We start from the raw sequence: 21994 nt of genomic DNA, 5'->3' as shown, positions 1-21994 counted from the left end.
GGCTCGCTCAACTCACGGCTGCCGCAAGGGAGTTCACCGTAACCGCGGGCTTCAAGCGCCTACCGCTCGGCCCGGTCCCCGAGCATCCGGGAGAGCACCGCGCGCTGGAGCGGCAGCACCTCGGCGTGGCGGGACCGGCCGGACGCGGTGATCGCCACGCTCACCCCGCGCCGGTCCTCGCTGCACATCCCCCGCGCGACCAGGCCGTCCTTCTCCAGGCGGCCGATGAGGCGGGACAGCGCGCTCTGGCTGAGGTGGATCCGCGAGGCCAGCTCCTGCACGCGGAACGCGCGGCGCGGGTCGCCCTCGCACCCCTCGGCCAGGACGTCGAGGACCTCGAAGTCGCTCGCACCGAGCCCGTACGCGTGGAGCTCGCGGTCGAGTTCGCACGTGGTGCGCGCGTGGAGCGCGAGGAGCTCCCGCCATTGCGCCACGAGCAGGCGCTCGGTCTTCTCAGCTGCCATGGCGGCACCGTAGCAGAGCCGGACGGTTTTGTTGCATCGGCATTAAATGCACCCGCATTCAATGCACGCACAGGTAGTGTGCGCCGTGCAAGCATCGGGGGGAGGGACGGCCGGTGGGCGATGGTTGCCCACCGGCCGTCCCTGCTGTGAGACTTCGCGCATGGGGACACGGAGCCGGGCCGAGCGGGACGCCATCACGATCGAGATCGGATACGCGCTGTTCAGTGCCCTGTTCGCGGCCGGCGTGGTGTTCGGCGCGATCGGCGGCTCCGGCTACGCCCTCGAACTCCCGCACCCCCTGCGGCGGGTGCTGCTGCTCATCGGCGGCGGCTGCGCCCTCATCGTCTTCGTCTGGCGGACCGTGCACGTGCTGTGGCGCTTTCCGTACGGGGCCGGCCGGGGCCCGCGTCAGCCCAGCCAGCCCGGGCGCACCAGACCCGACTCGTAGGCGAGCACCACCAGTTGGGCCCGGTCGCGGGCGCCGAGCTTCACCATCGCCCGGCTGACGTGGGTCTTCGCGGTGAGCGGGCTGACGACGAGGCGGCGGGCGATCTCGTCGTTGGAGAGGCCGATGCCGACCAGCGCCATCACCTCCCGCTCCCGCTCGGTGAGTTCGGCCAGGGTGTCGGCCGCGGCCGGCTCCTTGGAGCGCGCGGCGAACTCGGCGATCAGCCGCCGGGTCACGCCGGGCGAGAGCAGGGCGTCGCCGTCGACCACGGCCCGGACCGCGCGCAGCAGTTCCTCCGGCTCGGTGTCCTTCACGAGGAAGCCGGAGGCACCGGCGCGGATCGCCTCGAAGACGTACTCGTCGAGCTCGAAGGTGGTGAGCATGACCACCTTCACCGCGGCCAGGTCCGGGTCGGACGTGATCCGGCGGGTGGCGGCGAGGCCGTCGAGCCGGGGCATCCGGATGTCCATCAGGACGATGTCCGGCCGCAGTTGGCGCACCAGGCCCAACGCCTCCTCGCCGTCGGCGGCCTCCCCCACCACCTCGATGTCGCCCTGGGCGTCGAGCAGCGCCCGGAACCCCGCCCTCACCAGGAGCTGGTCGTCGGCAAGCAGTACGCGGATCAAGGGGTCTCCTTCGGGTGGGCGGCCAGCGGAAGCCGGGCGGTCACGCGGAAGCCGCCGGCCGGGACCGGTCCCGCGTCGATCGTGCCACCGAGCGCGGCGGCCCGCTCCCGCATGCCGATCAGGCCGTTGCCGCTGCCGCCCGCTTCGCCGCCGGACGGCGGTCCCTCGTCGTCGATGCGCAGCACCAGAGCGCCGGGTTCGTAGCCGACCGCGACCCGCGCGGTACGCGCCGCCGAGTGGCGTACGACGTTGGTGAGGGCCTCCTGCACGATGCGGAAGGCGGCCAGATCGGTGCCGGGCGGCAGCGCCTCGGGCCTGCCGGTCGTCGTGGTCTCGACGGTGAGTCCGGCGCTCGCGGCCTGCTCGACGAGTTCGGGGAGCCGGTCCAGGCCCGGGGCCGGGGAGCGCGGGGCCTCCCCCGGAGCGCGCAGCGTCTCCAGGACCTGGCGCACCTCGCCGAGCGCCTCCTTGCTCGCGGACTTGATGGTGGTCAGCGCGGTGCGGGCCTGCTCGGGGTCGGAGTCGAGCAGCGCGAGGCCGACGCCGGCCTGGACGTTGATGACGGAGATGCTGTGGGCAAGCACGTCGTGCAGTTCGCGGGCGATGCGCAGCCGCTCCTCGTCGGCCCGCCGTTTCGCCGCGGCGGCCCGCCCGGCCCGCTCCCTGGCCCACTGCTCCCTCCGTCCGCGAACGAGCTCGGCGACCGCGATGATGGCCACCGCCCAGGCGGCGACGCCCACTTCCTGGCTCCAGGGCGCGGCGGTGTCGCGCGCCGGCGGCAGCCAGCGGTAGAGCCAGTGCGCGACGAGCAGGTGCCCGAGCCAGAGCATGGCGATCGCGCCCCACGCCTGGCGGCGGCATCCGGCGACGACCGCGGCGAAGCAGCCGACCATGACGGGCAGGAAGACCGGCCCGTAGGGATATCCGGCGCCGAGGTAGACCATGGCGGCCGCCGAGGCGGCGAAGGCCGCGACGACGGGGTGGCGCAGGCGGATCAGGAGCACCGCGCAACTGGCCACGAGGAGTACGTGGGCGAAGGCGTCGAGCGGGGCCCGGCCTGCCTGGGAGTGTTCAGCGAAGTGGGATCCGACCAGGACGAACACGGTGAGCGCGGCCGTCGACGGCCACGGCAGCCGGGCACTGGGCCGGTCCTCGCCGTCGGGCCCCCGCACCCAGCGCCGCACGAACGGAGGCGGCCCCTCCTGGTGCCAGGGTGGGCCGCCGTGGCCGGTGGCGCGCGGTGACTGCTGCTCTTCCATACCGGCCACGCTAGACCGGGGACGGCGGCCGGGGCGTCAGCCGAGCGAGGTGATCACACGTACTCCGCAGGGAGTACCGGCCGCGCGGGGAGTGCCGGGCTACCCGGGGAGCACCAGGCCCACCGAGCGGGCCAGCTGCTCGGCGGAGTGCGTGAAGAAGGGCTCGCGGTCCTCGACGACCCGGTGGAACTGGCCGAACACCTCGAACGAGACAAGGCCGAACAGTTGCGACCAGGCGGCGACCAGGGCGACGGCCACCGCCGGGGGCAGGTCGGGGACGAAGTCGGCGGCCATCCGCTCGGCCTCGGCGCGCACGGGTGCGGCGAGCGGCGGCGGGGCGATGCCCTTGCCCTGGTGGGCGTCGCGGACGATGGAGATGAGGACGAGCCCGACCCGGGCGGCGGGCCCGATCGTCGCCTCGGGCGCGGTGTAGCCGGGGACGGGCGACCCGTAGATCAGGGCGTACTCGTGGGGGTGGGCCAGCGCCCAGGTGCGCACCGCACGGCAGACGGCGGTCCAGCGGGTCGCGGGCGACGCCGCGGCGCGCTGCTCGGCGAGGGCGCGCTCGGCGGCTTCGCCCACGGCGTCGTAGGCGTCGACGATGAGGGCGGTCAGCAGGTCGTCGCGGCTGGGGAAGTACCGGTAGAGGGCCGAGGAGACCATGCCCAGCTCGCGGGCGACGGCACGGAGCGAGAGCTTCGTCGCGCCGTCGGCGGCCAGCTGCTTTCTGGCCTCGTCCTTGATGGCCTCGGTGACTTCGATACGTGCCCGTGCGCGGGCTCCCTGGACGGTGCTCATGGCGCCAGTCTGCCAGTTTGGAGAGCAGTGGCCAAGAACGCGACTGCCGCACTGAAATCGGAGCGGTGAACATTTATGAGAGCACTGCTCTTGATTTGGAGCGCCGCTTCGGTGCAGACTGCTCACGAACGAGAGCACCGCTCTCGACCACGATTCGCCCGCCACTCGCCCACTGGCCCACTCACCCCCAGGGGAGACACACCATGTCCGCATCCGCACACGTCCAGAAGCCCGGCTGGTTCACGGTCAACGTCCTCAACCGGTCCGTCGCCTGGCTGACCCGGCGCGGGCTGAGCGTCTGGGGCTCCCGGGTCCTCGCGGTCCGCGGCCGCAAGAGCGGCGAGTGGCGGCGCACCCCGGTCAACCTGATGACCTTCGAGGGAGAGCAGTACCTGGTGGCCCCGCGCGGGCACGTCCAGTGGACGCACAACATGCGGGCGGCCGGCGGCGGCGAGCTGCACCTCGGCAAGAAGGCCGAGGCGTTCACCGCGGTCGAGGTCCCCGACGACGACAAGCCCGCCCTGCTGCGTGCCTACCTCAAGCGCTGGAAGGCCGAGGTCGGCGTCTTCTTCAACGGCGTCGGCCCCGACTCCAGCGACGAGGAGCTCCGCCGGATCGCCCCCGACCACCCCGTCTTCCGCGTCACGATGACCCGGTGACCCCACCCGGCACCTCAAGCCCCCGTCCGCGGGGTCAGTGTCCGAGTACCGCCCTCAACTCCGGTTGCAGCAGCGGCTCATGGGCCCGTACGAGATCGTCGCAGAGGTCCCAGATCCGCTCGACGGGCAGCGTCGCCGCGGTCGCCGGGTCGCACATCGCGGCGTGCCGGATGTGGCGCGGCTCGCCGAGCACGGCGGCCCGTACCACGAGGTCGGTCACCGAGACGTAGGCGCGGTTGAGCGCCGCGCACTGCGGCGGCAGGGCGCCGATCCTGGTGGGCTGCACCCCCAACGCGTCGACCAGACAGGGGACTTCGACGACCGAGTCGGCGGGCAGGTTGTCGATCAGACCGTGGTTGGGGACGTTGCCGTAGACGGTGCGCGGGGTGCCGGTGACGATGCTGTGGATGATCTGCGGGGCGTACTCCATGGTCCCCTCCACCGGCAGCGGCCGCCCCGAGGCGAGCGCGTCGCGGGTGCGGGCGTAGGTGGCGAGGTTCTCCTCGACGATGTCGAGGTAGACGCCGACCGGCAGGCGCAGCCGGGCGACCTCCGCGTCGTGGTGCAGATACCAGGGCACGTACTCCGAGGAGTGCTCACTGGTCTCGGTCGGGTAGTGGCCGAGCCTGCGGTACATGTCGACGCGTACCCGGCGCGGCAGTTCCGGGTCCTTGGCGATGGCCTCGTCGAGGAGGGGATACAGGTCCTGGCCGGCGCGTTCGAAACGCAGCACCCAGGACTGGTGGTTGACCCCGGCGGCGAGGTAGGAGACCTCCTCGAAGGGCGTGCCGATCAGTTCGGACAGGTCGTGCATCGTCCAGTACACGGAGTGGCACAGGCCGACGGCCCGCAGCGCGGGGGCCACCCGGTGCAGGTAGAGCAGATTCATGGCCATCGGGTTGGTGTAGTTCAACAGGTGGGCGTCCGGGCAGAGTTCGGCCATGTCCGCGGCGAGCGAGCGCAGCAGCGGGAAGGTGCGCAGGGCGCGGAAGATGCCGCCGATGCCGAGGGTGTCGCCGATGGTCTGGCGCAGCCCGTAGCGGGCGGGGATCTCGAAGTCGGTGCGGGTGGCCCGGTTCATGCCGATCTGGACGGTGTTGATGACGAAGTCGGCGCCGTCGAGCGCCGCGCGCCGCTCCGGGTGGGCGCTGACGAGCGGCGCCGCGCCCAGCTCTGCCGCGATGTGGCGGGCCGCCGCCTCGCTGGTGGCCAGGCGTTCGGGGTCGATGTCGTGGAGTGCGATGCGGGCGCGGGCGAACTCGGGGAAGGCGAACAGGTCGGCGAGCAGCCCCTGGGTGAATTCCACGCTGCCGGCGCCGATGAAGGCGATCTTGGTCTCGGTCATGACGTGCTCCCTCACCCCTTCAGCCCGCTCGACGTCAGCGACTGGATGAAGGTCTTCTGCGCGAACAGGAACGCGAGGAGGACCGGAAGGACCGTGACGACGTTGCCCGCCATCACCGCGGACCACTTGGTGTGGTGCTGGCCCTGGAAGGTGGTCAGGCCCAGTTGCAGGGTGTAGTGCGCGTCGTGGTTGATGGCGATGAGCGGCCAGGAGAGGTCGTTCCAGGTGGCGAGGAAGGTGAGGACGGCGACCGTGGCCAGTGCCGGGCGGGCCAGCGGCGCCACGATCGAGACCAGCACCCGCAGCCGCGAGCACCCGTCGATCCAGGCCGCCTCCTCCAGCTCCCTGGGCAGGGACAGGAAGAACTGCCGGAACAGGAACACCGCGAACGGCGTGACCAGGGACGGCACGATCAGCGCGCCGAGCGTGTCGATGAGCCCGAGCCACTTCATCACCAGGAACGTCGGGATCATGGTCAGCTGGAACGGCACGGCCATCGTCGCGAGCATCAGCCCGAGCAGCAGCCGCGACCCGGCGAACCGCATCCGCGCGAAGGCGTAGCCGCCTAGCGCCCCGAGCACGAGGTTCGAGGTGACGGCCACGAACGCGACGATGCACGAGTTCAGGAACCAGCGCGGGAACATCGCGTTGCCCAGGACGTAGCGGTACCCGCCGAGGTGGATGCCGTGCGGCCACAGCGCGGGCGGGAACCGGTTGATCTCCGCGTCGCTCATCACGGAGCTGAGGATCAGCCACACCAGCGGCAGCGCGAAGCCGATCGAGAGCGGGGCGAGGAGCAGGTGCCAGGGGCTGAACGGCAGCCGGCGGCGCCGGGAGGTGCGGCTGGCGGGGGCGCTGACGGAGGCGGCCGCCCCCTGGGTCATCGTGGGCGCGGTCATCGGCCCGCTCCTTCCGGTTGGGCAACACCCGTTCCCTGTACGGGAGTTGCTCCCGTACGTTCCCGGTGGCGCCGGTACAGGCGCAGCACGACGGCCGCCGCCACCAGGCCGACCGCGAGGACATAGGCAGCGGCGGCGCCGTATCCGGCGGTGAAGTTCTGGAAGGCCTGCTCCCAGACGAAGTACACGATGACGGTGGTGGCGCCGAGAGGGCCGCCCTTGGTGGTGACGTACACGAGGTCGAAGACCTGGAGGGCGATGATGAACTGCCACAGGAGCAGGAACACCGTGACCGGGGTCAGCGAGGGCAGGGTGACGTGGCGCAGCACCTGGGCCCGGTTCGCCCCGTCGAGGCGCGCCGACTCGACGAGTTCGGCGGGTACGTCCTGGAGGGCGGCGAGGTAGACGATGACGCAGAAGCCGATGCCGCTCCACAGCGAGATGAGCAGCAGGACGTAGAGCGCCTGGCCCGGGTCGGAGAGGAAGCCCTGCGGGGAGACGCCGAGGTGGTGCAGGAGCGCGTTGGCCACGCCGAACTCGGGGTCGAAGATGAACGAGAACAGCACGCCCTGGGCGGTGGCGGAGACCACGAACGGGATGAAGACCAGCGTGCGGTAGAGCCCGACGAGCCGGATGCGCCGGTTCAGGGCGAGGGCGAGCGCCAGCCCGCCGGCCAGGCTGAGCGGTACGTAGACGCCCGCGTAGATCAGGGTGTTCTTCACGGCGGTACGGAACGCCGGGTCCTTGCTGAGGGCGTGGTAGTTGTCGAGCCCCACCCAGCGGCCCGGCGTGACCAGGTCGTCCGCGCGGAAGGAGAGCAGCAGCGACCACAGCAGCGGTACGACGCTGAGCCCGAGGATCACCAGGACGGCCGGGCTGATGAAGGCCCAGGCGGTGGCGGTCTCGCCGCGCACCCGGCGGCGCCTGGCGGCGCGGGCGGCCGGGGTCGGGTCGAGCGTGAGCGGGCGGGGAGTCCGCGGCCCAGTACTTCTCATCTCTCGGACCCTTCTGGTCACGGGGTCGGCTTCAGCGCGGGATCAGCAGGGCGGCGTCGGCCTTCTCGACGCACTGGCGCATGGCCTTGTCCGGGGAGGAACGCCCCAGCAGGATCGCGACGACGGCCTCGCCGAACGCCTGCGAGATCTGCGGGTACGCCGGGTGCACGGGCCGCACCCGCGCCGACTCCAGGGCCTTGGTGAACACCGGCAGCCCGACGGTCTTCGCGGAGTGGTCGGCCCAGGCGGGCAGGCGTGCGCTCTCCACGCTGAGCGGCAGGCTGCCCGCTCCCATGTCCCATGTGACGTCCTGGTCGGGCGCGATGAGCCACTGGACGAATTCGACGGCGGCCTTCGAGCGTGCGGAGCCGTTGTTGAAGACGGTCCAGGTGTCGGGGCCCGAGATGGTGATCGGCCGGCCGCTGAACGAGGGCAGCGGCACCACCGCGTAGTCCACCTTCGCGGTGATGATGTCCGCCAGCGTCCAGGGGCCGCCCATCACCATGCCCATGCGTCCGGACAGGAAGACCTGGTACATCTGGGCGCTGCCCGGCTTGGGGTCTATGTAGACGCTCTTGCCCGCGACGAGCGAGGCGATGGTCTCCAGGGCCCGGCGGCCCTGGTCGGCGAACCCGATGCTCTTGCCGCCCGGCCCGATGATCTCCCCGCCGAGGTCCCACACCATCGGCCACAGCCGCCAGGTGGTGTCCTCGTCGCCGACGCCGGGCCAGCCGGTGCCGAAGACGCCCTTGGACGCGTCGGTGAGTTTGTGGGCGGTGTCGATGAACTCGGCCCATTTCCAGCCGGGTTGGGGCAGCTCAAGCCCCGCCCGCCGGAACAGGGTCTTGTTGCACACGACGGCCATGGAGTCGACCAACGAGGGCGCGGCGCGCACCTTGCCGTTGACGGTGACCGCGTCCCGCAGCGAGGGCCAGTAGTCGGTCCAGGGCACGGGCCCGGCGCGCAGGGCCGTGGTGAGGTCGACGACGCGGGGGCTGCGGGCGATGCTCGCGATGTCCGAGCCGAAGACGTAGGCGATGTCCGGGTACGAGCCCGAGGCGAGCGCGGCCGTCACCTTCTGCAGCATCACATCGGAGGTGGCCCCGCCGCCCGTGTCGACGTGGATCTTGGCGTGGGTGCGGTTGAACTCCGCGACCAGGGCCTCGATCGCCTTCTTCGAGGTGTCGGTCTGGCCGTGCCAGAGCTCGACCGTCACAGTGCCGTCCGGGGCGACGCCCTCGGCGGAGCCGCAGGCCGCGAGGGCCGGTGCGGCGACGGCGGCCACCGCGCAGCCCGCCGAGGCCCTCAGCAGCGCGCGGCGGTCCGGCGCTCTGCGGGACGAAGGGGCGGTGGAGTGATCCGGGCCGGCGGGCATGATCCGCTCCATCCCTCGCGGGTACGTCCCCGCCTCGGACCCGGGGTCGGATCCTGGCGACTCGGGCCGGTCCTTGGACCCCGGTCGGGGGACCTTGTCGGCTGGGCGCACCTCTCGCGGTGCCGGACCAAGCCGCGGTCCGGGCCACTGGCTGGATGAAAGCGCCTTCTGCCGCCGGGCGTCAAGAGCCCGGAGCCGTGTCGTTGGGGTGCTCCACCGGATGGGGTCGCCTGGGCTGCCCGCAACGGTCCCGATCCGGCCCCCGACCGGCCGCTATTCGGCCGAACTTGCGACCGGGGACCCACAAGTCACTTTCTTCCCAGTAGATGTGATGACTCATCATCTCTGAGGAGGATCTCGGTGAAACCCCTGCGCAGACTGCGCGTTCTCGTCGGGACGGCGTTCGCGGCCCTGGCCGCCACCGCGCTGATAGGCACCGGCACCGCGCAGGCGGCCACGGACGGCGGCACAGCGCCGGTCGCTCTTGCGGCCCAGCATCCGGCCGCGTGCTCCGGCACGTACCAGGGCGACGAGCGGCTCGGCCCGCAGAACCTGCCCCGGCCGTGGAACGGACCGGTGGGGCCGCTGGTCCTCGGCTACCACCGCACCGGGCACCTCACCCCGGGGACGTTCCTCGCCACGTTCTGGGACACGACCGCCGGGTCCTGGAAGTACCCGCCCAATGACGGCTTCGCCAACCATCCCGACGGCACCCCGGACAAGCACGCGGTCGCGCTGCGCGTCGGCGAGGACCTGGACCGGTTCGGTTCGGAGTACGGCTCGTTCCTCGCCCCGGCGGGGGCCCGCTACAGCGAGCGGGCGCTGCCCCCGCAGAGCCTGATCACCCGTGAGGCGGCCTACCCGTGCGCCTATCACGCGTACGAGGTCGTGAAGTCGTTCACCGTGTGGCAGGGCCGGATCGCGCCCTGGTTCGACCAGCCCGGCGGCGGTCGGCAGATCAAGCTGGACCCGGCGTTCGTCGACCCGGGGCAGGGCCAGTCCCTCAACGTCAAGTGGCTGCTCGACCACGGCTATCTGAAGGCCGAGACCAACCCGGCGGCCGCGGCGAGCGCGCTCGCGGGCATCGGCTGAGCCGGGCGGGCCGGGGCTGGTCGGCCCCGGCCCGGGCCGGTCAGCGGTCGACGGCGTCCAGGGCGCGGCGGGCCATCGGGTGCGAGCGGACCAGACCGGCCAGCGTGGTGGCACCGCGGGTGATGTCGGCGAAGGCCTTCCACGCGGGCCGGAATCCGGTGATCGCGGCGTGCAGCAGCAGCGGGCGCTTCTCGAAGAGGGTGAGCATGCGGCGGCCCACCCCCATCTCGACGCCGAGGCCGGCCTTGATGGCGAACGCGTAGTTCAGCGCCTGGCGGCGGGCGTCGACGGCGTCCTGCGACTCGGCGATGCGCACCGCCCATTCGCCGGCGAGGCGGCCGGAGCGCAGGGCGAAGGAGATGCCCTCCCGCGTCCACGGCTCAAGGAGACCCGCCGCGTCGCCGCAGACCAGGACGCGGCCGCGGGACAGCGGCGAGTCGTCGCTGCGGCAGCGCGTCAAGTGCCCGGAGGAGACGGCCGGTTCGAAGCCCGCCAGGCCCAGCCGGGCGATGAAGTCCTCCAGGTAGCGCTTGGTGGCGGCGCCGTCGCCGCGCGCCGAGATCACGCCGACGGTCAGGGTGTCGCCCTTGGGGAAGACCCAGCCGTAACTGCCGGGCATCGGGCCCCAGTCGATGAGCACCCGTCCGGCCCAGTCCTCGGCGACGCTCGGCGGCACCGGAATCTCGGCTTCGAGACCCAGGTCGACCTGCTCGGTCTTCACTCCGACGTGTGCCCCTATGCGGCTGGCGCTGCCGTCGGCGCCGACGACGGCGCGGGCCAGCACGGTCTCCCCGTCGGAGAGGACCACGGCGACGGTGCGCCGGTCGGGCACGGCCGAGCCGTGCTGCTCGACCTTGGAGACGGTGACGCCGGTACGGATGATGGCGCCCTCCTTCTCGGCGACCGCGACCAGGCCCGCGTCGAACTCCGGCCGGTTGATCAGGCCGAACAGCATGTTCTTGGAACGGCGGGTGCGGGTCAGCTTCCCGTTGAGCGAGAAGGTGACCGCGTGCACCCGGTCCTGGAGCGGCAGTTCGAAGCCGGGTGGCAGGGCGTCGCGCGAGGGGCCGATGATGCCGCCGCCGCACGTCTTGTAGCGGGGCAGTTCGGCCTTCTCCAGGAGCAGCACCTTGCGCCCGGCGGCCGCCGCCGCGTACGCGGCCGATGCTCCGGCGGGGCCCGCGCCGACCACGACGACATCCCAGACGGGCCCCGCACCCGGTCCGGTCACCGATTCGGCGGCGGGCTCGCCCTGGTGCTCTTCCAGCGGTCCGTCCGTCCCGGCGTCTGCGTTCTCGCTGCTCACGATGTGCCTTTGCTCCCCGTCCGACCAGTGGCCCCTGTTGACGACCGCATCCTACGGGGCAGTAGCCCCGCCCTCCCGTCCTGGCCCGCTGTGGGAGGATCGGCCATATCTTCGCCGTACACACACGTGCACCTGCGTATCTGTACATACAACGTCGCACCCACGAGGAGCGTGCCCATGACCGCCAATCCGATCGCCGAGACCATCGCCTCACTGATGCCCCGCGCCAAGACGGAGCTCACGGAGCTGGTCGCGTTCCAATCGGTGGCGGACGAGGCGGTGGCGCCGAAGAGCGAGTGCGAGGCCGCCGCGAACTGGGTGGCCGACGCGCTGCGCACCGAGGGCTTCCAGGACGTGGCCCTGCTCGACACCCCGGACGGTTCGCAGTCGGTGTACGGGCTGCTGCCCGGCCCGGTCGGCGCGCCGACGGTGCTCCTCTACGCGCACTACGACGTGCAGCCCAAGCTGGACGAGTCCGCGTGGGTGACCCCGCCGTTCGAGCTGACCGAGCGCGACGGCCGCTGGTACGGGCGCGGCGCCGCGGACTGCAAGGGCGGGTTCATCATGCACCTGCTCGCGCTGCGCGCCCTCAAGGCGAACGGCGGCGTGCCCGTCTCCGTCAAGGTGATCGTGGAGGGCTCGGAGGAGCAGGGCACCGGCGGCCTCGAACAGTACGCCGAGGCGCACCCCGAGCTGCTCACCGCCGACGCGATCGTCATCGGCGACACCGGCAACTTCCGGGTCGGCCTGCCCACGGTGACGGCGACGCTGCGCGGCATGACCATGATCCGCGTCCAGATCGACACCCTTGAGGGCAATCTGCACTCGGGTCAGTTCGGCGGCGCCGCCCCGGACGCGCTGGCCGCGCTGATCCGCGTGCTGGACTCGCTGCGGGACGAGAACGGCCAGACCGTGATCGAGGGCCTCGCCGCGGACTCCGCGTGGGACGGTCTGCAGTACCCGGAGGCGGAGTTCCGCCAGGACGCCAAGGTCCTCGACGGGGTGTCGCTGCCCGGTACCGGCACCGTCGCCGACCGCATCTGGGCCCGCCCGGCCGTCACCGTGATCGGCATCGACTGCCACCCGGTGGCCGGCGCGACGCCGTCCATCCCGGCGACCGCCCGCGCGCAGATCAGCCTGCGGGTGCCGCCCGGCCAGGACGCGGCCGAGGCGACCAAGCTGCTCTACGCGCACATCGAGAAGCACGTCCCGTGGAACGCCCGGGTCGGCTTCGAGCAGGTCGGCCAGGGCCAGCCGTTCCGCGCGGACATCAACAGCCCGGCGTACACCTCGATGGCCGAGGCGATGGCGGTGGCCTACCCGGGCGAGGAGATGCAGTCCTCGGGCATGGGCGGCTCGATCCCGCTGTGCAACACCCTGGCGGCGCTCTACCCGCAGGCCGAGATCCTGCTGATCGGCCTCAGCGAACCCGAGGCGCAGATCCACGCGGTGAACGAGAGCGTGTCGCCCCAGGAACTGGAGCGCCTGTCGGTCGCCGAGGCGCACTTCCTGGTCAACTACGCGGAGTCCAAGCGGAGTTGAGCCCGTACGGGCGGCCGCGGGGTTAAGCGCTCGGCGGACATCGCCCAGAGCGTAGATCCATGCGGCGAGCGGCGTCACCGACGTACGTTCGCCGCATGGATCTCGTAGAAGTCCTCCCCCGGCTGCACATGTTCCGCTTCCCCATCGGCCAGGCGTATCTGTGGCGCGACGACGACGGGCTCACGCTTGTCGACGCCGGCGATCTGAACGCCGCGGCGCCCATCGAGGAGGCGATCCGCGGGCTCGGGCTCGACCCCGCCGCGATCCGCCGCATCGTGATCACGCACTGCCACCGCGACCACTTCGGCGCGGCCGGCGAGCTCGCCGAGCGGTACGGCGCCGAGGTGATCGCGCACCGCCTCGACGCCCCGGTGATCAGGGGCGAGGCGGCGATGACCGAGCCGGTGCTCCTGGACTGGGAAGTTCCGCTGTACGAGCGCGGGCTGACGCTTCCGGAGGCACCGCCGACCCGGGTGGACCGCGAGGTCGGCGACGGGGACGCGCTGGACTTCGGGGACGGCGCGGTGGTCGTGCACTCCCCCGGCCACACCGACGGTTCCATATCGGTCCATCTGCCGGGCCACGGCGTGCTGTTCACGGGTGACAGTGTGGCCGGGGTCGGCCAGGTGATAGTGGGTGTCATGAACACCGACCGGGAGCGGGCGCTCGCCTCGTTCCGCCGCCTCGCCGGTCTCGGCGCGGACACCGTCTGTTTCGGGCACGGCGACCCGCTGACCGAGAACACGGCGGCGGTCATGAAGGCCTCAGCCGACCGGGACTCCGGCCTCCAGGTTGAGCACGGTTGACCGTTCCCTCGCCCGCAGCGCCCAGCGCAGCCGCTCGAAGCGGGCGGGCGGCAGCAGGTGCGCGGCCTCCTGCTCGCTGACGAAGCGCCAGCCGCGCAGTTCGGCGCCGGGCAGCAGCACCTGTCCGGCCCGCGCGCTGTCGAGCCGGCCGCCGTCGAAGAGCATCCGCAGGCCGCCGAACCCGGGCGGTCTGGGCGGTTCCCAGTCGACCACCAACAGCCTCGGTACGCGGTCGAGCCGGACGCCGAGTTCCTCCTCGACCTCGCGGACGCCGGCCCTGGCCGGGGCCTCGCCGCGCTCGACGACGCCGCCGGGGAACTCCCAGCCGGGTTTGTAGGTGGGGTCGACCAGGAGCACCCGGTCCTGGTCGTCGAAGAGCAGCACCCCGGCGGCGAGCGTCTCGGCGGTGGGCTCGGGGGTCTGCACGATCTCGCACGCGCGGGCCGCTCCGGAGCGGACCGCGTCGGCTATTCGCTCGGCGCTCTCGCGCGGGGTGAGCGCGCTGTTGTCGACGGGGTGCGCGTCGGCGACGATCCAGCCGAGCGCGCGCCGGAAGGGCTCGATGTGCTCGTACGCCCACTTGCGGACGCGCTGTTCGTCGGCCTCGGGGTCGTCGGGGAACTCCACCCGGGCCGCGATGCGCGCCCGCAGGATCGTTTCCTCCTGGGTGAGGACCACATGGCGTACGGGTATGCGGCGGGCCGCGAGCCCACCGAAGATCTCGTCCCGGTACTCCTGCCTCAGCAGGGTCATCGGCACCACGAGCACGCCGCCGACCTCGGCGTGCAGCGCGGCCGCGCCGTCCACCACCAGACGCCGCCAGATCGGCAGGTCCTGGTAGTCGCTCACCTGGTCGAGCATCTTCTGCGGCAGCAGGTGCCGCAGTGCCCCGCCGATCACCTCGGGGTCGTAGAACGTGCTGTTCGGGATCAGGTCGATCAGCTCGCGCGCGGTGCTGGTCTTGCCCGCGCCGAACGCACCGTTGACCCAGACGATCACGGTTCCCCCTCTTCGGTAGCCCCCAGTGGACTGCCCGCAACACCCTGCCACGGAAACCCGCGCCCCGGCTGTGGCCCTCCTTGATCGCATACCCAACTGTGGCCGGGCCGTTGCCTGCGGGGCGCGACCTTCTGGCCCCGCCCGGCGTCTTGGTGTACGAGCACCGGCCACGGGGGGCCGTAACGCCGACGGCGCGGACGTCGTTGTGCGGGTGCCAAAAGAGACGACAAGGGGGTGCGACGAAATGCGTCGTACGGTACTGGAACGTTTTCCCGCGGGCGGCCCGCGCGGCCACTGGCCGGCCGAGGAGTTCGCACGCGACCGCAGGAACGAAGGGCTCGCGGCCGAGGTCGTGATGGACCTGGAGAGCGACGCCTTCCTGGTCGTCGTCACCCGCCCCGTTCCGGAGCCGGTCGGCTGAGGCTGCTGCGCCCGCGCTCAGCGCGACGTCCGGATTCCGCCGGTCGGCGCGGGCCGACGGCGCGACCCTCGATGGTGGAGAACGGTCCGGGTACGAGCCCGGTACCCCGCACATCGGAGGGTCCCCATGTCCAGCACCCGCACGGCCGACCGCGTGAGCGCGGGCGACTGGCCGAGGATCGTCGAGGAGCTCGACGCGTACGGCTGCGCGCCGACCCACCGCCTGCTCACCGCGGCCCAGTGCCGGTCACTGGCCGAGGCGTACGACCAGGCCACCCGGTTCCGGGCGACGGTCGACATGGCGCGCTACCGCTTCGGATCGGGGCAGTACCGCTACTTCGCCGAGCCGCTGCCGGACCTCGTCCGAGAACTGCGGGCGGCCTTCTATCCGTTGCTGCTGCCCATCGCCCGCGACTGGGCGGCGAGGCTGGGGCGGCCGGCTCCGTGGCCGGACACCCTTGAGGAGTGGCTGGCCCGGTGTCACGAGGCAGGGCAGGCCAAATGTGCGCAGATCCTGCTGCGTTACGAGCCCGGCGACTGGAACGCCCTGCACCGCGACGTGTTCGGCGAGGCGGTCTTCCCGCTCCAGGTCGTCGTCGCTCTGGACGCGCCCGGCGCCGACTACACCGGCGGCGAGTTCCTGCTTGTGGAGCAGCGGCCGCGGGCCCAGTCCAGGGGCACCGCGACCCTGATTCCGCAGGGCCACGGGCTGGTCTTCACCACCCGGGACCGGCCGGTGGCCTCCCGGCGCGGCTGGTCGGCGGCGCCGGTGCGGCACGGCGTCAGCACCGTACGCACCGGGCACCGCCGCACCCTCGGCCTCGTCTTCCACGACGCGGCCTGAGGAGCGAACTCCCTTAGAAATCACCGTAGTTGACCTGCCAGGTGGGCAGGCCCATGCGGCGCCAGACGGCGACGACCCGGTCCCGGTCGTCGAGACTCACGCGGACGTTGAACCGGTGACGGACGTGCGCGTCGAAGAGTTCGGCCTTCACCAGGTCGTCGCGCCGCCCGTCACCGGCCGGCCGCATCCACAGCTCGTCGTACGGCACGTCGTGCGCGGCGAGCCAGGCCTCGGTCTGCGGCCGGAACTCCTCGCCCCGGCCCGAAAGCAGCACGACCTTGTCCCCGTGCGCCTGCCGGAAGCCGGTCAGGGCGTCGCGGACGGACCCGTTGAGGCCGTCCTGCTCGCAGCGCGTGAAGTCGTACGGGTTGCGGTTGAGGTTGATGGCGAGCGTGCCGTCGATGTCGCACATCACGGCGCTGGGCAGGGTCTCGTCCGGGGTGTAGGGCTCGACCTCGGCGAGGACGACGGTGTCGTTCAGCCAGGCGTCGGTGAGCCGCCAGCCGTTGCGTACGGCCTTGGCGTGCTTGTCGGCGAGCAGGCGGATGATGTCCTCGCCGACCGGGTTGGCGCGGGCCGCGTCGCGTCGCAGGCACTCCTCGACGGGCACGTCCGTGAAGTCGTGCACGACGAACCGGGCCCGGCCCGCAACGGCCGCCTTGAGGCGCTTGGGGATGTTCGGGGTCAGGTGCGTGTTGTCGACGACCACGTCGAACCCGGCGGCGATCGTCTCGCGCACGGCCGCGTCCTGGACCGCGAGGACGGTCTGCTCGGCGGTGTACGCCCGCTCCCGCCCCTCGCCCGCGTTGTCGAACATGCCGCGCAGGTCGTCGAGGTTGACGCGGCGGCACTGGCCGTCGGAGTCCGCCACGAGCTTGCGGGCGGCGGTGGTCTTGCCGGAGGCGGGCAGTCCGGTCATGACGTGCACGGTGGGCATGGAAAAGTTCAGCTTTCTTCGTCGTTCGTGAACGGGTCGGCGGCCGTCGGCTTGACGCTCCGCCAGATCATGAGGTCGATGCCGCGGCCGTCGAGCAGTTGGAACACGGCCGCGCGTACGGTGCGGTCCTGGATCTGCTGGGCGGCGCGGGCGAACGCGCCCCGGTCCTCGGCGAGTCGGGCGATCTCGCCGAACCGTTCGGCGGCGAGGCGGGCCAGTTCGGCGGCCTGCCCGTCCAGGCGCGCCGCCACGCTCTGCACCCAGGTGTCGAACTCGTCGGGGACCTGCTGAAGCATAACTTCCAGCGGATCGGCGCCGTCCGCGGTGAGCTCCTCGATCTCGCCGGGCGCGCAGCCGAGCGCCTGGGCGACCCGCTTGGGGGCCTCGCCGGCGAACCGGCGGATGCCGAGGAAGCGCCAGATGTCCCGCTCGGTGATGCCGGTGAGCACCTTGTGCAGCCGTACGTACTCGCCGATCTTGGCCTTGACCCGCAGGCCGGAGGCGTACCGCAGGACATAGCCCTCGGCATCCGTGCCGGTCGCCTCGCGGCCGTCGGCGTGCACGTTGGACTCGGCGCGCGCGAGGAGTTCGGCGAGCGGCATCGCGGGCCACGTGCGCGTCACCGAGCCGACGGACGCCCAGTCCTCGGCGGCCCGGGACAGACCGATCTCCTCGCCCGTCGCGTCGTACGCGGCGAGGAGCACGAGGTCCCGGCGGCCGCCGTAGTCGACGACGATCCGGTTCTCGGGGTAGAGGATCTCCGCGAGGTAGGTGACGCCGGGCCGCAGCGCCGTCGTGTCCCGCCCCTCCAGCCAGGCGGTCGCCCAGGCGGCCTGTTCGGAGGTGAACGAGCCCCGGGAGGCGACCTGCCAGCGGCCCTCGTAGTGGAAGGCGATGCCGAGCGAGCCGTCGACCTTGTCGTACACCTCGAACGGCTCGTCGGGCAGCGGCGGCGCGTAGGGACGGCCGTGGGCGTGCTCGCCCACGTTGAAGAACTTGGGCAGGCAGTGCGCGACGACCGTCCCGCTCACGTCGTCGACCACGAGTCCGCGGCAGCGCGTGGTCACCTCGTCCCACGCCTGCTCGTACTGGCACGCCCTCGTGTACGAGATGATCGACAGCGGCAGTTCGGGGTGCGCCTTGCGGACGACGTGGCCGGCGTCGATGGCGGCGACCAGGCCTGCGGGCGGGACGATACGGTCGAGGTCGATCACTGCTTGCTCCAGGGAAGGGTGCTGTCGCCTGCAGCTTGACCGATCCTGACCGGCAGAGCGAGGGAATTTCGATCAGCGCTCAGGCCGCGAGCGGGATGCTGGGCGCGATGAAGTAGCCGTCCCGGTCGTACCAGCGGATCTCGGTGATGCGCACGTCGTGGAACCCGGTGCGCTGGAAGATGGGGTCCATGAGGGCGGCCCCCTCGGGTGCGTCGGCCGTCTCCAGGTCGAGGATGGTGACGGTGGGGTTCACGGGACTCGGCCGACGGGCTATCTCGCGGCCGGGCAACGGGTTGTGCGCGGAATCGAAGTCGTGCAGGAGCGCGGTGGCTACGTGCAGTTCGACGGTCATGGCGACCTCCGAGTTCAGGCTGCGACTGCCCGTGCGGCGGCCGGGCGTGGCAGGCGCGTATCTGCTTAGGGTCGCAGACCTTCTGGCGGACGCCTTGAGGGGCCCTGGATTGCCGCTTGAGCCGGCCTGGACGGCCGGTCGCGGGGACGACGAGCCCGACTGGTTTCCCGGCCGGGCCCGTCTCTCTGACGGTCCGTCAACTAACCGCTATCCCTTGCTCGACCCCAGCGTGAGCCCCGCGATGAAGTGCCGTTGCAGCAGCAGGAACACGATCAGGGTCGGCAGCGCGACGATCACCGAGCCCGCCGCCAACAAGTTGTAGTCCGTGAAAAATTGGCCTCTCAGATTGTTCAGCGCCGAGGTGATGGGGAGTTTGTCGCCGTCGGACATGAAGACCAGGGCCCACAGGAAGTCGTTGTACATCCAGGTGAATTGGAGGGTCGCCAGCGCCGCGAGGGCCGGGCGGCACAGCGGCAGGGTGATGCGCCAGTACTGGGTCCACACGCCAGCGCCGTCGACGATCGCCGCCTCCAGGATCTCCTGCGGCAGGGTGCGCATGAAATTGGCGAGCACGAAGACGCAGAACCCGATCTGGAAGCCGACCTGGACGGCGATGACGGCCCAGTACGAGTCGAACATCGTCATCGAGTCGGACATCCAGTACGGCAGCGGGATGCGGTTGAACACGACGTACAGCGGCGTCACGATCACCTGCTGGGGCAGCAGGTTGCCCGCCGTGAACAGCATCAACAAGGCGATTCCGCCCCGGAGTTTGAGGCGGGACACGGCGAACGCCACGAACGCGGCGAAGAACAGGACGAGGATCACGCCCGGCACCGCGATGATCAGGGTGTTGACGAAGTACTTCGTCATGCCCGAGTCGGTGAACGCCTGCTTGTAGTAGGCGAAGGAGAGGTGTTTGGGAAGCGAGAAGTAGCCGTCGCGCGAGGTCTCCTCGTACGGGCGCAGCGACGCGTACACGGCGAGCAGCAGTGGCGCGAGGAAGGCGAGCGAGACCGCCATCAGGAACGCGTGCACGCCGAGGCGGCCCGGGCGCACCCGGCGCCGACGGGAGACGGGGGCCGTCGCCGGGGCGGTGGTCGTGGGCGCGGGGGCGGTGTGGGTGGTCATCGGTTCTTCTCCCCTCGGATCTCCTGGACCAGGTACGTGATGACGAACCCGAGGGAGACGGTCAGCAGCACCACGGCGATCGCCGAGCCGAACCCGATGCGGCTGGCCTCGCCGATGATGTTGTCGGTGACGAGCACCGAGAGCACTTCGAGGCCGTTGCGCCCGTGGTTGACGGCGTACACGATGTCGAAGGCGCGCAGCGACTCGATGACCGTGATGACGCCGACGATGACGTTGACCGGGCGCAGCGTGGGGAAGACGACCCGGAAGAAGGTCTGGCGCTCGCTCGCGCCGTCGATGGCCGCGGCCTCCTTGAGCGAGGGGTCGACGGCTTTCAGCCCCGCGAGGTAGAGGATCATCACGTAGCCGGTGTGCCGCCAGGCCGCGGCCAGCAGGATCATCCAGATGTTCAGGTTCGGGTCGCCGAGCCAGTCGGTCGGATTGCTCTTGTCGCCGAGCACGGCGTTGAGCGCTCCCTGGTCGCGGGAGAAGACCAGTTGGGCGATGAACCCGACGACGGCGAGGGAGAGGACGACGGGCATGTACAGCGTCGACTGGTAGAAGCGGCTGAACCGCACGCCCTTGTCGATGAGGACGGCGAGCAGCAGCCCGAACGGCGTTGCCACGAAGCCGAGTACGCCCAGCCACATCAGGTTGTGCCGGACCGCAGGCCAGAACGGCGGGTAGTTGGTGAAGAGGTCGGTGTAGTTCTGCGTGCCGACCCATTTGATGTCGCCGATGCCGTCCCAGCTGGTGAAGGACAGGACGACGGAGGCGAGGGTCGGGCCCCACACGATGGCGATGTCGAGCAGGACGGGCAGTCCAAGCAGCACGCCGAGGACGACGAGGTCGCGGGCGGTGAACCGCCTGGGGCCCCGTCGTCCTGCGCGCCGCGCGGTGATGAGCGCCACGGCTGAGTACTCCAAGTGGAAGCAGTCGTCGGTCAGTTGGAGGAGCGCGGGGCCCCTTGGGCCCGGGCTCTTAGCCCTCGGTGGCGAAGATGGACTTCTTCTGCCGTTCGATGTCGTTGACGAGGCCGTCGACGTCCTTCGGGTTGCCGATGAACTTCTGGATGGCCGGGATCATCACGGTGGAGGCGAAGTCGGGGCGGGTGTCGCGGTCGAGGAACTGCGAGATCTGCTTGGCCCCCGAGACCAGCTCGACGGCCTTCTTCTGCAGCGCGCTGTACTTCGCCGTGTCCGCCCCGGAGTTGACCGCGATGTTGTTCGGGTCGCCCGCGAGGTAGACGTCCTCCGCCTTGGGCGTGGCGAGCCACTTGAGCAGGTCCTTGGCGCTCTCCATGGACTGCTTGTTCTTCAGCTCCTTGGCGTTCTTGGCGAGCAGGAAGCCGTCGATGGGTGCCTCGACCGCGTCCTGTCCGTACTGCGGGTCGATCTCCGGGAACGGGAAGAACGCGATGTCGTCCTGGTCGGCCTGGGGGAACTGCTGGCCCACGTGCGGCAGCCCGAACACCGCCATGCCCGACTGCTTCTTCTGGAGGCTCTGCGCGGCCTCCTGCCAGGTGCGCCCGTTGGCGCCCTGCTGGCAGTACGGAAGGATGCGGCGCCAGCTGTCGAAGACGTCCTTGACCCGCTTGTCGGTCCACGCCTCCTTGCCGGCCATCAGGGACTTGTGGAAGTCGTAACCGTTGGTGCGCATGTTGAGATAGTCGAAGGTGCCCATGGCGGGCCAGCCGTCCTTGTCGCAGAACGCGATCGGATCGAGCTTGTCCTTCTGCATCTGCTTGGCCAGGTCCACGTACTGGTCGAAGGTCTTCGGCGCGGTGTAGCCGTGCTGCTCGAAGACGCTCGCCCGGTGGAAGACCGCCCAGGGGTAGTAGTAGTACGGCACGAAGTACTGCTTGCCGTCCGCGCCGGTCGACTGCGCCTTGAGCGCGTCGGAGAAGCCCTGGAAGCCCGACCACAGGTCGCTGATGTCGTACAGCAGCCCCTTCTGCGCGAAGAACTGCATGCGGTAGCCCGCGAACCACATGAAGACGCCGTCCGGCTTGCCCTGCAGATAGCGGTTGATGTTCTCCTGGAAGGTGTTGTGGTCAACGGTGTTGACCTTGATCTTGCGGCCTTCCTTGGACTGCTTCTCGTACGCCGCGAACGCGTCGGCGAAGGCCTTCTTGGGGACGGCGTCCGAGGAATTCGAGCCCATCCGGATCGTCTTGGTGTCCCCGCCGGGTCCGCTGCCGCACGCCGTGAGCAGCGAGGGCAGCGTGACCGCCCCGGCTCCGATCGCCGCACCACGCAGAAGATTCCGCCGGGACATCCGATGTCCTGCCACGCTACTGGGCGTTGTAGGACCGTTGAACGATGACTGCGCCATGTCCCCCTCCTCCGGGGTGCAACCCAACACAACCAAACGCGAGGCTTGGATCACACCCCCAAGTCAGGGCGTCGTCAAGGGTTTTGACGCAAAACCGAGCAACCGTTACCGCTTCTCATCCAACAGACTCCAACAAGCCCTACCGGAAA

At 70.9% G+C, this 21994-nt stretch carries 23 protein-coding genes; 7 read left to right on the top strand and 16 right to left on the bottom strand.

Annotation, left to right across the window (positions count from 1 at the left end):
• Nucleotides 1-59 precede the first annotated feature (59 nt).
• Nucleotides 60-464: a MarR family winged helix-turn-helix transcriptional regulator gene (locus tag OHA17_RS34240; RefSeq protein ID WP_406509704.1), complete on the bottom strand. Its 405-nt coding sequence runs from the start codon at nucleotides 462-464 to the stop codon at nucleotides 60-62.
• A gap of 160 nt (nucleotides 465-624) precedes the next feature.
• Here OHA17_RS34240 and OHA17_RS34235 point away from each other — a divergent pair, with 160 nt between their 5' ends.
• Entirely contained in the window at nucleotides 625-912 is a 288-nt protein-coding gene (locus OHA17_RS34235) for a DUF6332 family protein (RefSeq protein ID WP_398878044.1), read from the top strand.
• On the opposite strand, the gene OHA17_RS34230 is transcribed toward OHA17_RS34235, so the two are convergent.
• The 3 genes from OHA17_RS34230 to OHA17_RS34220 all read right to left on the bottom strand — a co-directional run bounded on the left by OHA17_RS34230 (nucleotide 873) and on the right by OHA17_RS34220 (nucleotide 3595).
• On the bottom strand, nucleotides 873-1538 hold the full coding sequence (locus OHA17_RS34230; protein WP_053728554.1) for a response regulator transcription factor: 666 nt from the start codon (nucleotides 1536-1538) through the stop codon (nucleotides 873-875). The genes OHA17_RS34235 and OHA17_RS34230 overlap by 40 nt on opposite strands.
• A complete protein-coding gene (locus OHA17_RS34225; RefSeq protein ID WP_406509703.1) occupies nucleotides 1535-2797 on the bottom strand; it encodes a sensor histidine kinase in 1263 nt (420 codons plus the stop codon). Before OHA17_RS34225 ends, OHA17_RS34230 begins: the two co-directional genes overlap by 4 nt.
• Nucleotides 2798-2896: 99 nt before the next feature.
• Nucleotides 2897-3595 carry a TetR/AcrR family transcriptional regulator gene (locus tag OHA17_RS34220; RefSeq protein WP_406509702.1) on the bottom strand — a complete coding sequence of 233 codons (699 nt, stop codon included), beginning with the start codon at nucleotides 3593-3595 and terminating at the stop codon, nucleotides 2897-2899.
• Between the two features lie 203 nt (nucleotides 3596-3798).
• On the opposite strand from OHA17_RS34220, the gene OHA17_RS34215 reads away from it, so the two are divergent.
• Nucleotides 3799-4254, top strand: coding sequence for a nitroreductase family deazaflavin-dependent oxidoreductase (locus OHA17_RS34215; RefSeq protein ID WP_053728551.1), 456 nt, complete (start codon nucleotides 3799-3801; stop codon nucleotides 4252-4254).
• 34 nt (nucleotides 4255-4288) lie between these two features.
• Here the strand turns inward: OHA17_RS34215 and OHA17_RS34210 are convergent, their stop codons facing one another.
• The 4 genes from OHA17_RS34210 to OHA17_RS34195 are packed head-to-tail and all read right to left on the bottom strand — an operon-like array spanning nucleotide 4289 to nucleotide 8868.
• Complete coding sequence (locus tag OHA17_RS34210; protein WP_406509701.1) at nucleotides 4289-5599, bottom strand: alpha-glucosidase/alpha-galactosidase; 1311 nt, start codon at nucleotides 5597-5599, stop codon at nucleotides 4289-4291.
• A gap of 11 nt (nucleotides 5600-5610) precedes the next feature.
• Nucleotides 5611-6498 (bottom strand): carbohydrate ABC transporter permease, encoded by an 888-nt coding sequence (locus tag OHA17_RS34205; protein WP_398878036.1) that lies wholly within the window; start codon nucleotides 6496-6498, stop codon nucleotides 5611-5613.
• On the bottom strand, nucleotides 6495-7493 hold the full coding sequence (locus tag OHA17_RS34200; protein ID WP_406509700.1) for a carbohydrate ABC transporter permease: 999 nt from the start codon (nucleotides 7491-7493) through the stop codon (nucleotides 6495-6497). The genes OHA17_RS34205 and OHA17_RS34200 overlap by 4 nt, the downstream gene beginning before the upstream one ends.
• 31 nt (nucleotides 7494-7524) lie before the next feature.
• The gene (locus OHA17_RS34195) at nucleotides 7525-8868 is read right to left on the bottom strand and encodes an ABC transporter substrate-binding protein (protein WP_406509699.1); all 1344 of its coding nucleotides are present in this window, start codon (nucleotides 8866-8868) and stop codon (nucleotides 7525-7527) included.
• Nucleotides 8869-9222: 354 nt separating this feature from the next.
• Between OHA17_RS34195 and OHA17_RS34190 the strand changes: the two genes are divergently transcribed.
• Nucleotides 9223-9960 carry a TNT domain-containing protein gene (locus OHA17_RS34190; RefSeq protein WP_406510886.1) on the top strand — a complete coding sequence of 246 codons (738 nt, stop codon included), beginning with the start codon at nucleotides 9223-9225 and terminating at the stop codon, nucleotides 9958-9960.
• A 40-nt stretch (nucleotides 9961-10000) separates the two neighbouring features.
• On the opposite strand, the gene OHA17_RS34185 is transcribed toward OHA17_RS34190, so the two are convergent.
• Entirely contained in the window at nucleotides 10001-11266 is a 1266-nt protein-coding gene (locus OHA17_RS34185) for a geranylgeranyl reductase family protein (protein WP_406509698.1), read from the bottom strand.
• A 177-nt stretch (nucleotides 11267-11443) separates the two neighbouring features.
• On the opposite strand from OHA17_RS34185, the gene OHA17_RS34180 reads away from it, so the two are divergent.
• Nucleotides 11444-12808: a dipeptidase gene (locus OHA17_RS34180; protein ID WP_406509697.1), complete on the top strand. Its 1365-nt coding sequence runs from the start codon at nucleotides 11444-11446 to the stop codon at nucleotides 12806-12808.
• A gap of 95 nt (nucleotides 12809-12903) precedes the next feature.
• Nucleotides 12904-13614, top strand: a complete 711-nt coding sequence (locus tag OHA17_RS34175) for an MBL fold metallo-hydrolase (protein ID WP_406509696.1) — start codon at nucleotides 12904-12906, stop codon at nucleotides 13612-13614.
• On the opposite strand, the gene OHA17_RS34170 is transcribed toward OHA17_RS34175, so the two are convergent.
• Nucleotides 13573-14613 (bottom strand): NUDIX domain-containing protein, encoded by a 1041-nt coding sequence (locus OHA17_RS34170; protein WP_406509695.1) that lies wholly within the window; start codon nucleotides 14611-14613, stop codon nucleotides 13573-13575. The genes OHA17_RS34175 and OHA17_RS34170 overlap by 42 nt on opposite strands.
• Nucleotides 14614-14857: 244 nt before the next feature.
• Here OHA17_RS34170 and OHA17_RS34165 point away from each other — a divergent pair, with 244 nt between their 5' ends.
• Both OHA17_RS34165 and OHA17_RS34160 read left to right on the top strand, forming a co-directional pair.
• Nucleotides 14858-15034 (top strand): hypothetical protein, encoded by a 177-nt coding sequence (locus OHA17_RS34165; RefSeq protein WP_199827044.1) that lies wholly within the window; start codon nucleotides 14858-14860, stop codon nucleotides 15032-15034.
• Between the two features lie 126 nt (nucleotides 15035-15160).
• The gene (locus OHA17_RS34160; RefSeq protein ID WP_406509694.1) at nucleotides 15161-15877 is read left to right on the top strand and encodes a 2OG-Fe(II) oxygenase; all 717 of its coding nucleotides are present in this window, start codon (nucleotides 15161-15163) and stop codon (nucleotides 15875-15877) included.
• Nucleotides 15878-15890: 13 nt separating this feature from the next.
• Here OHA17_RS34160 and OHA17_RS34155 read toward each other — a convergent pair whose 3' ends face one another.
• The 6 genes from OHA17_RS34155 to OHA17_RS34130 all read right to left on the bottom strand — a co-directional run bounded on the left by OHA17_RS34155 (nucleotide 15891) and on the right by OHA17_RS34130 (nucleotide 21788).
• Nucleotides 15891-16796 carry an AAA family ATPase gene (locus OHA17_RS34155; RefSeq protein ID WP_406509693.1) on the bottom strand — a complete coding sequence of 302 codons (906 nt, stop codon included), beginning with the start codon at nucleotides 16794-16796 and terminating at the stop codon, nucleotides 15891-15893.
• Nucleotides 16797-16822: 26 nt separating this feature from the next.
• Nucleotides 16823-18028, bottom strand: a complete 1206-nt coding sequence (locus OHA17_RS34150; RefSeq protein WP_406509692.1) for a T4 RnlA family RNA ligase — start codon at nucleotides 18026-18028, stop codon at nucleotides 16823-16825.
• Nucleotides 18029-18107: 79 nt separating this feature from the next.
• Nucleotides 18108-18380 carry a hypothetical protein gene (locus OHA17_RS34145; RefSeq protein ID WP_398878015.1) on the bottom strand — a complete coding sequence of 91 codons (273 nt, stop codon included), beginning with the start codon at nucleotides 18378-18380 and terminating at the stop codon, nucleotides 18108-18110.
• A gap of 207 nt (nucleotides 18381-18587) precedes the next feature.
• Complete coding sequence (locus tag OHA17_RS34140) at nucleotides 18588-19511, bottom strand: carbohydrate ABC transporter permease (RefSeq protein WP_406509691.1); 924 nt, start codon at nucleotides 19509-19511, stop codon at nucleotides 18588-18590.
• A complete protein-coding gene (locus tag OHA17_RS34135) occupies nucleotides 19508-20422 on the bottom strand; it encodes a carbohydrate ABC transporter permease (RefSeq protein WP_053728538.1) in 915 nt (304 codons plus the stop codon). The genes OHA17_RS34140 and OHA17_RS34135 overlap by 4 nt, the downstream gene beginning before the upstream one ends.
• A 70-nt stretch (nucleotides 20423-20492) precedes the next feature.
• A complete protein-coding gene (locus OHA17_RS34130; protein ID WP_406509690.1) occupies nucleotides 20493-21788 on the bottom strand; it encodes an ABC transporter substrate-binding protein in 1296 nt (431 codons plus the stop codon).
• Nucleotides 21789-21994 lie beyond the last annotated feature (206 nt).

This window comes from Streptomyces sp. NBC_00212 (genome assembly GCF_045206365.1).
In the GTDB taxonomy this organism is placed as follows: Bacteria; Actinomycetota; Actinomycetes; order Streptomycetales; family Streptomycetaceae; genus Streptomyces.
This window is presented reverse-complemented; position numbering and strand designations above follow the sequence as displayed.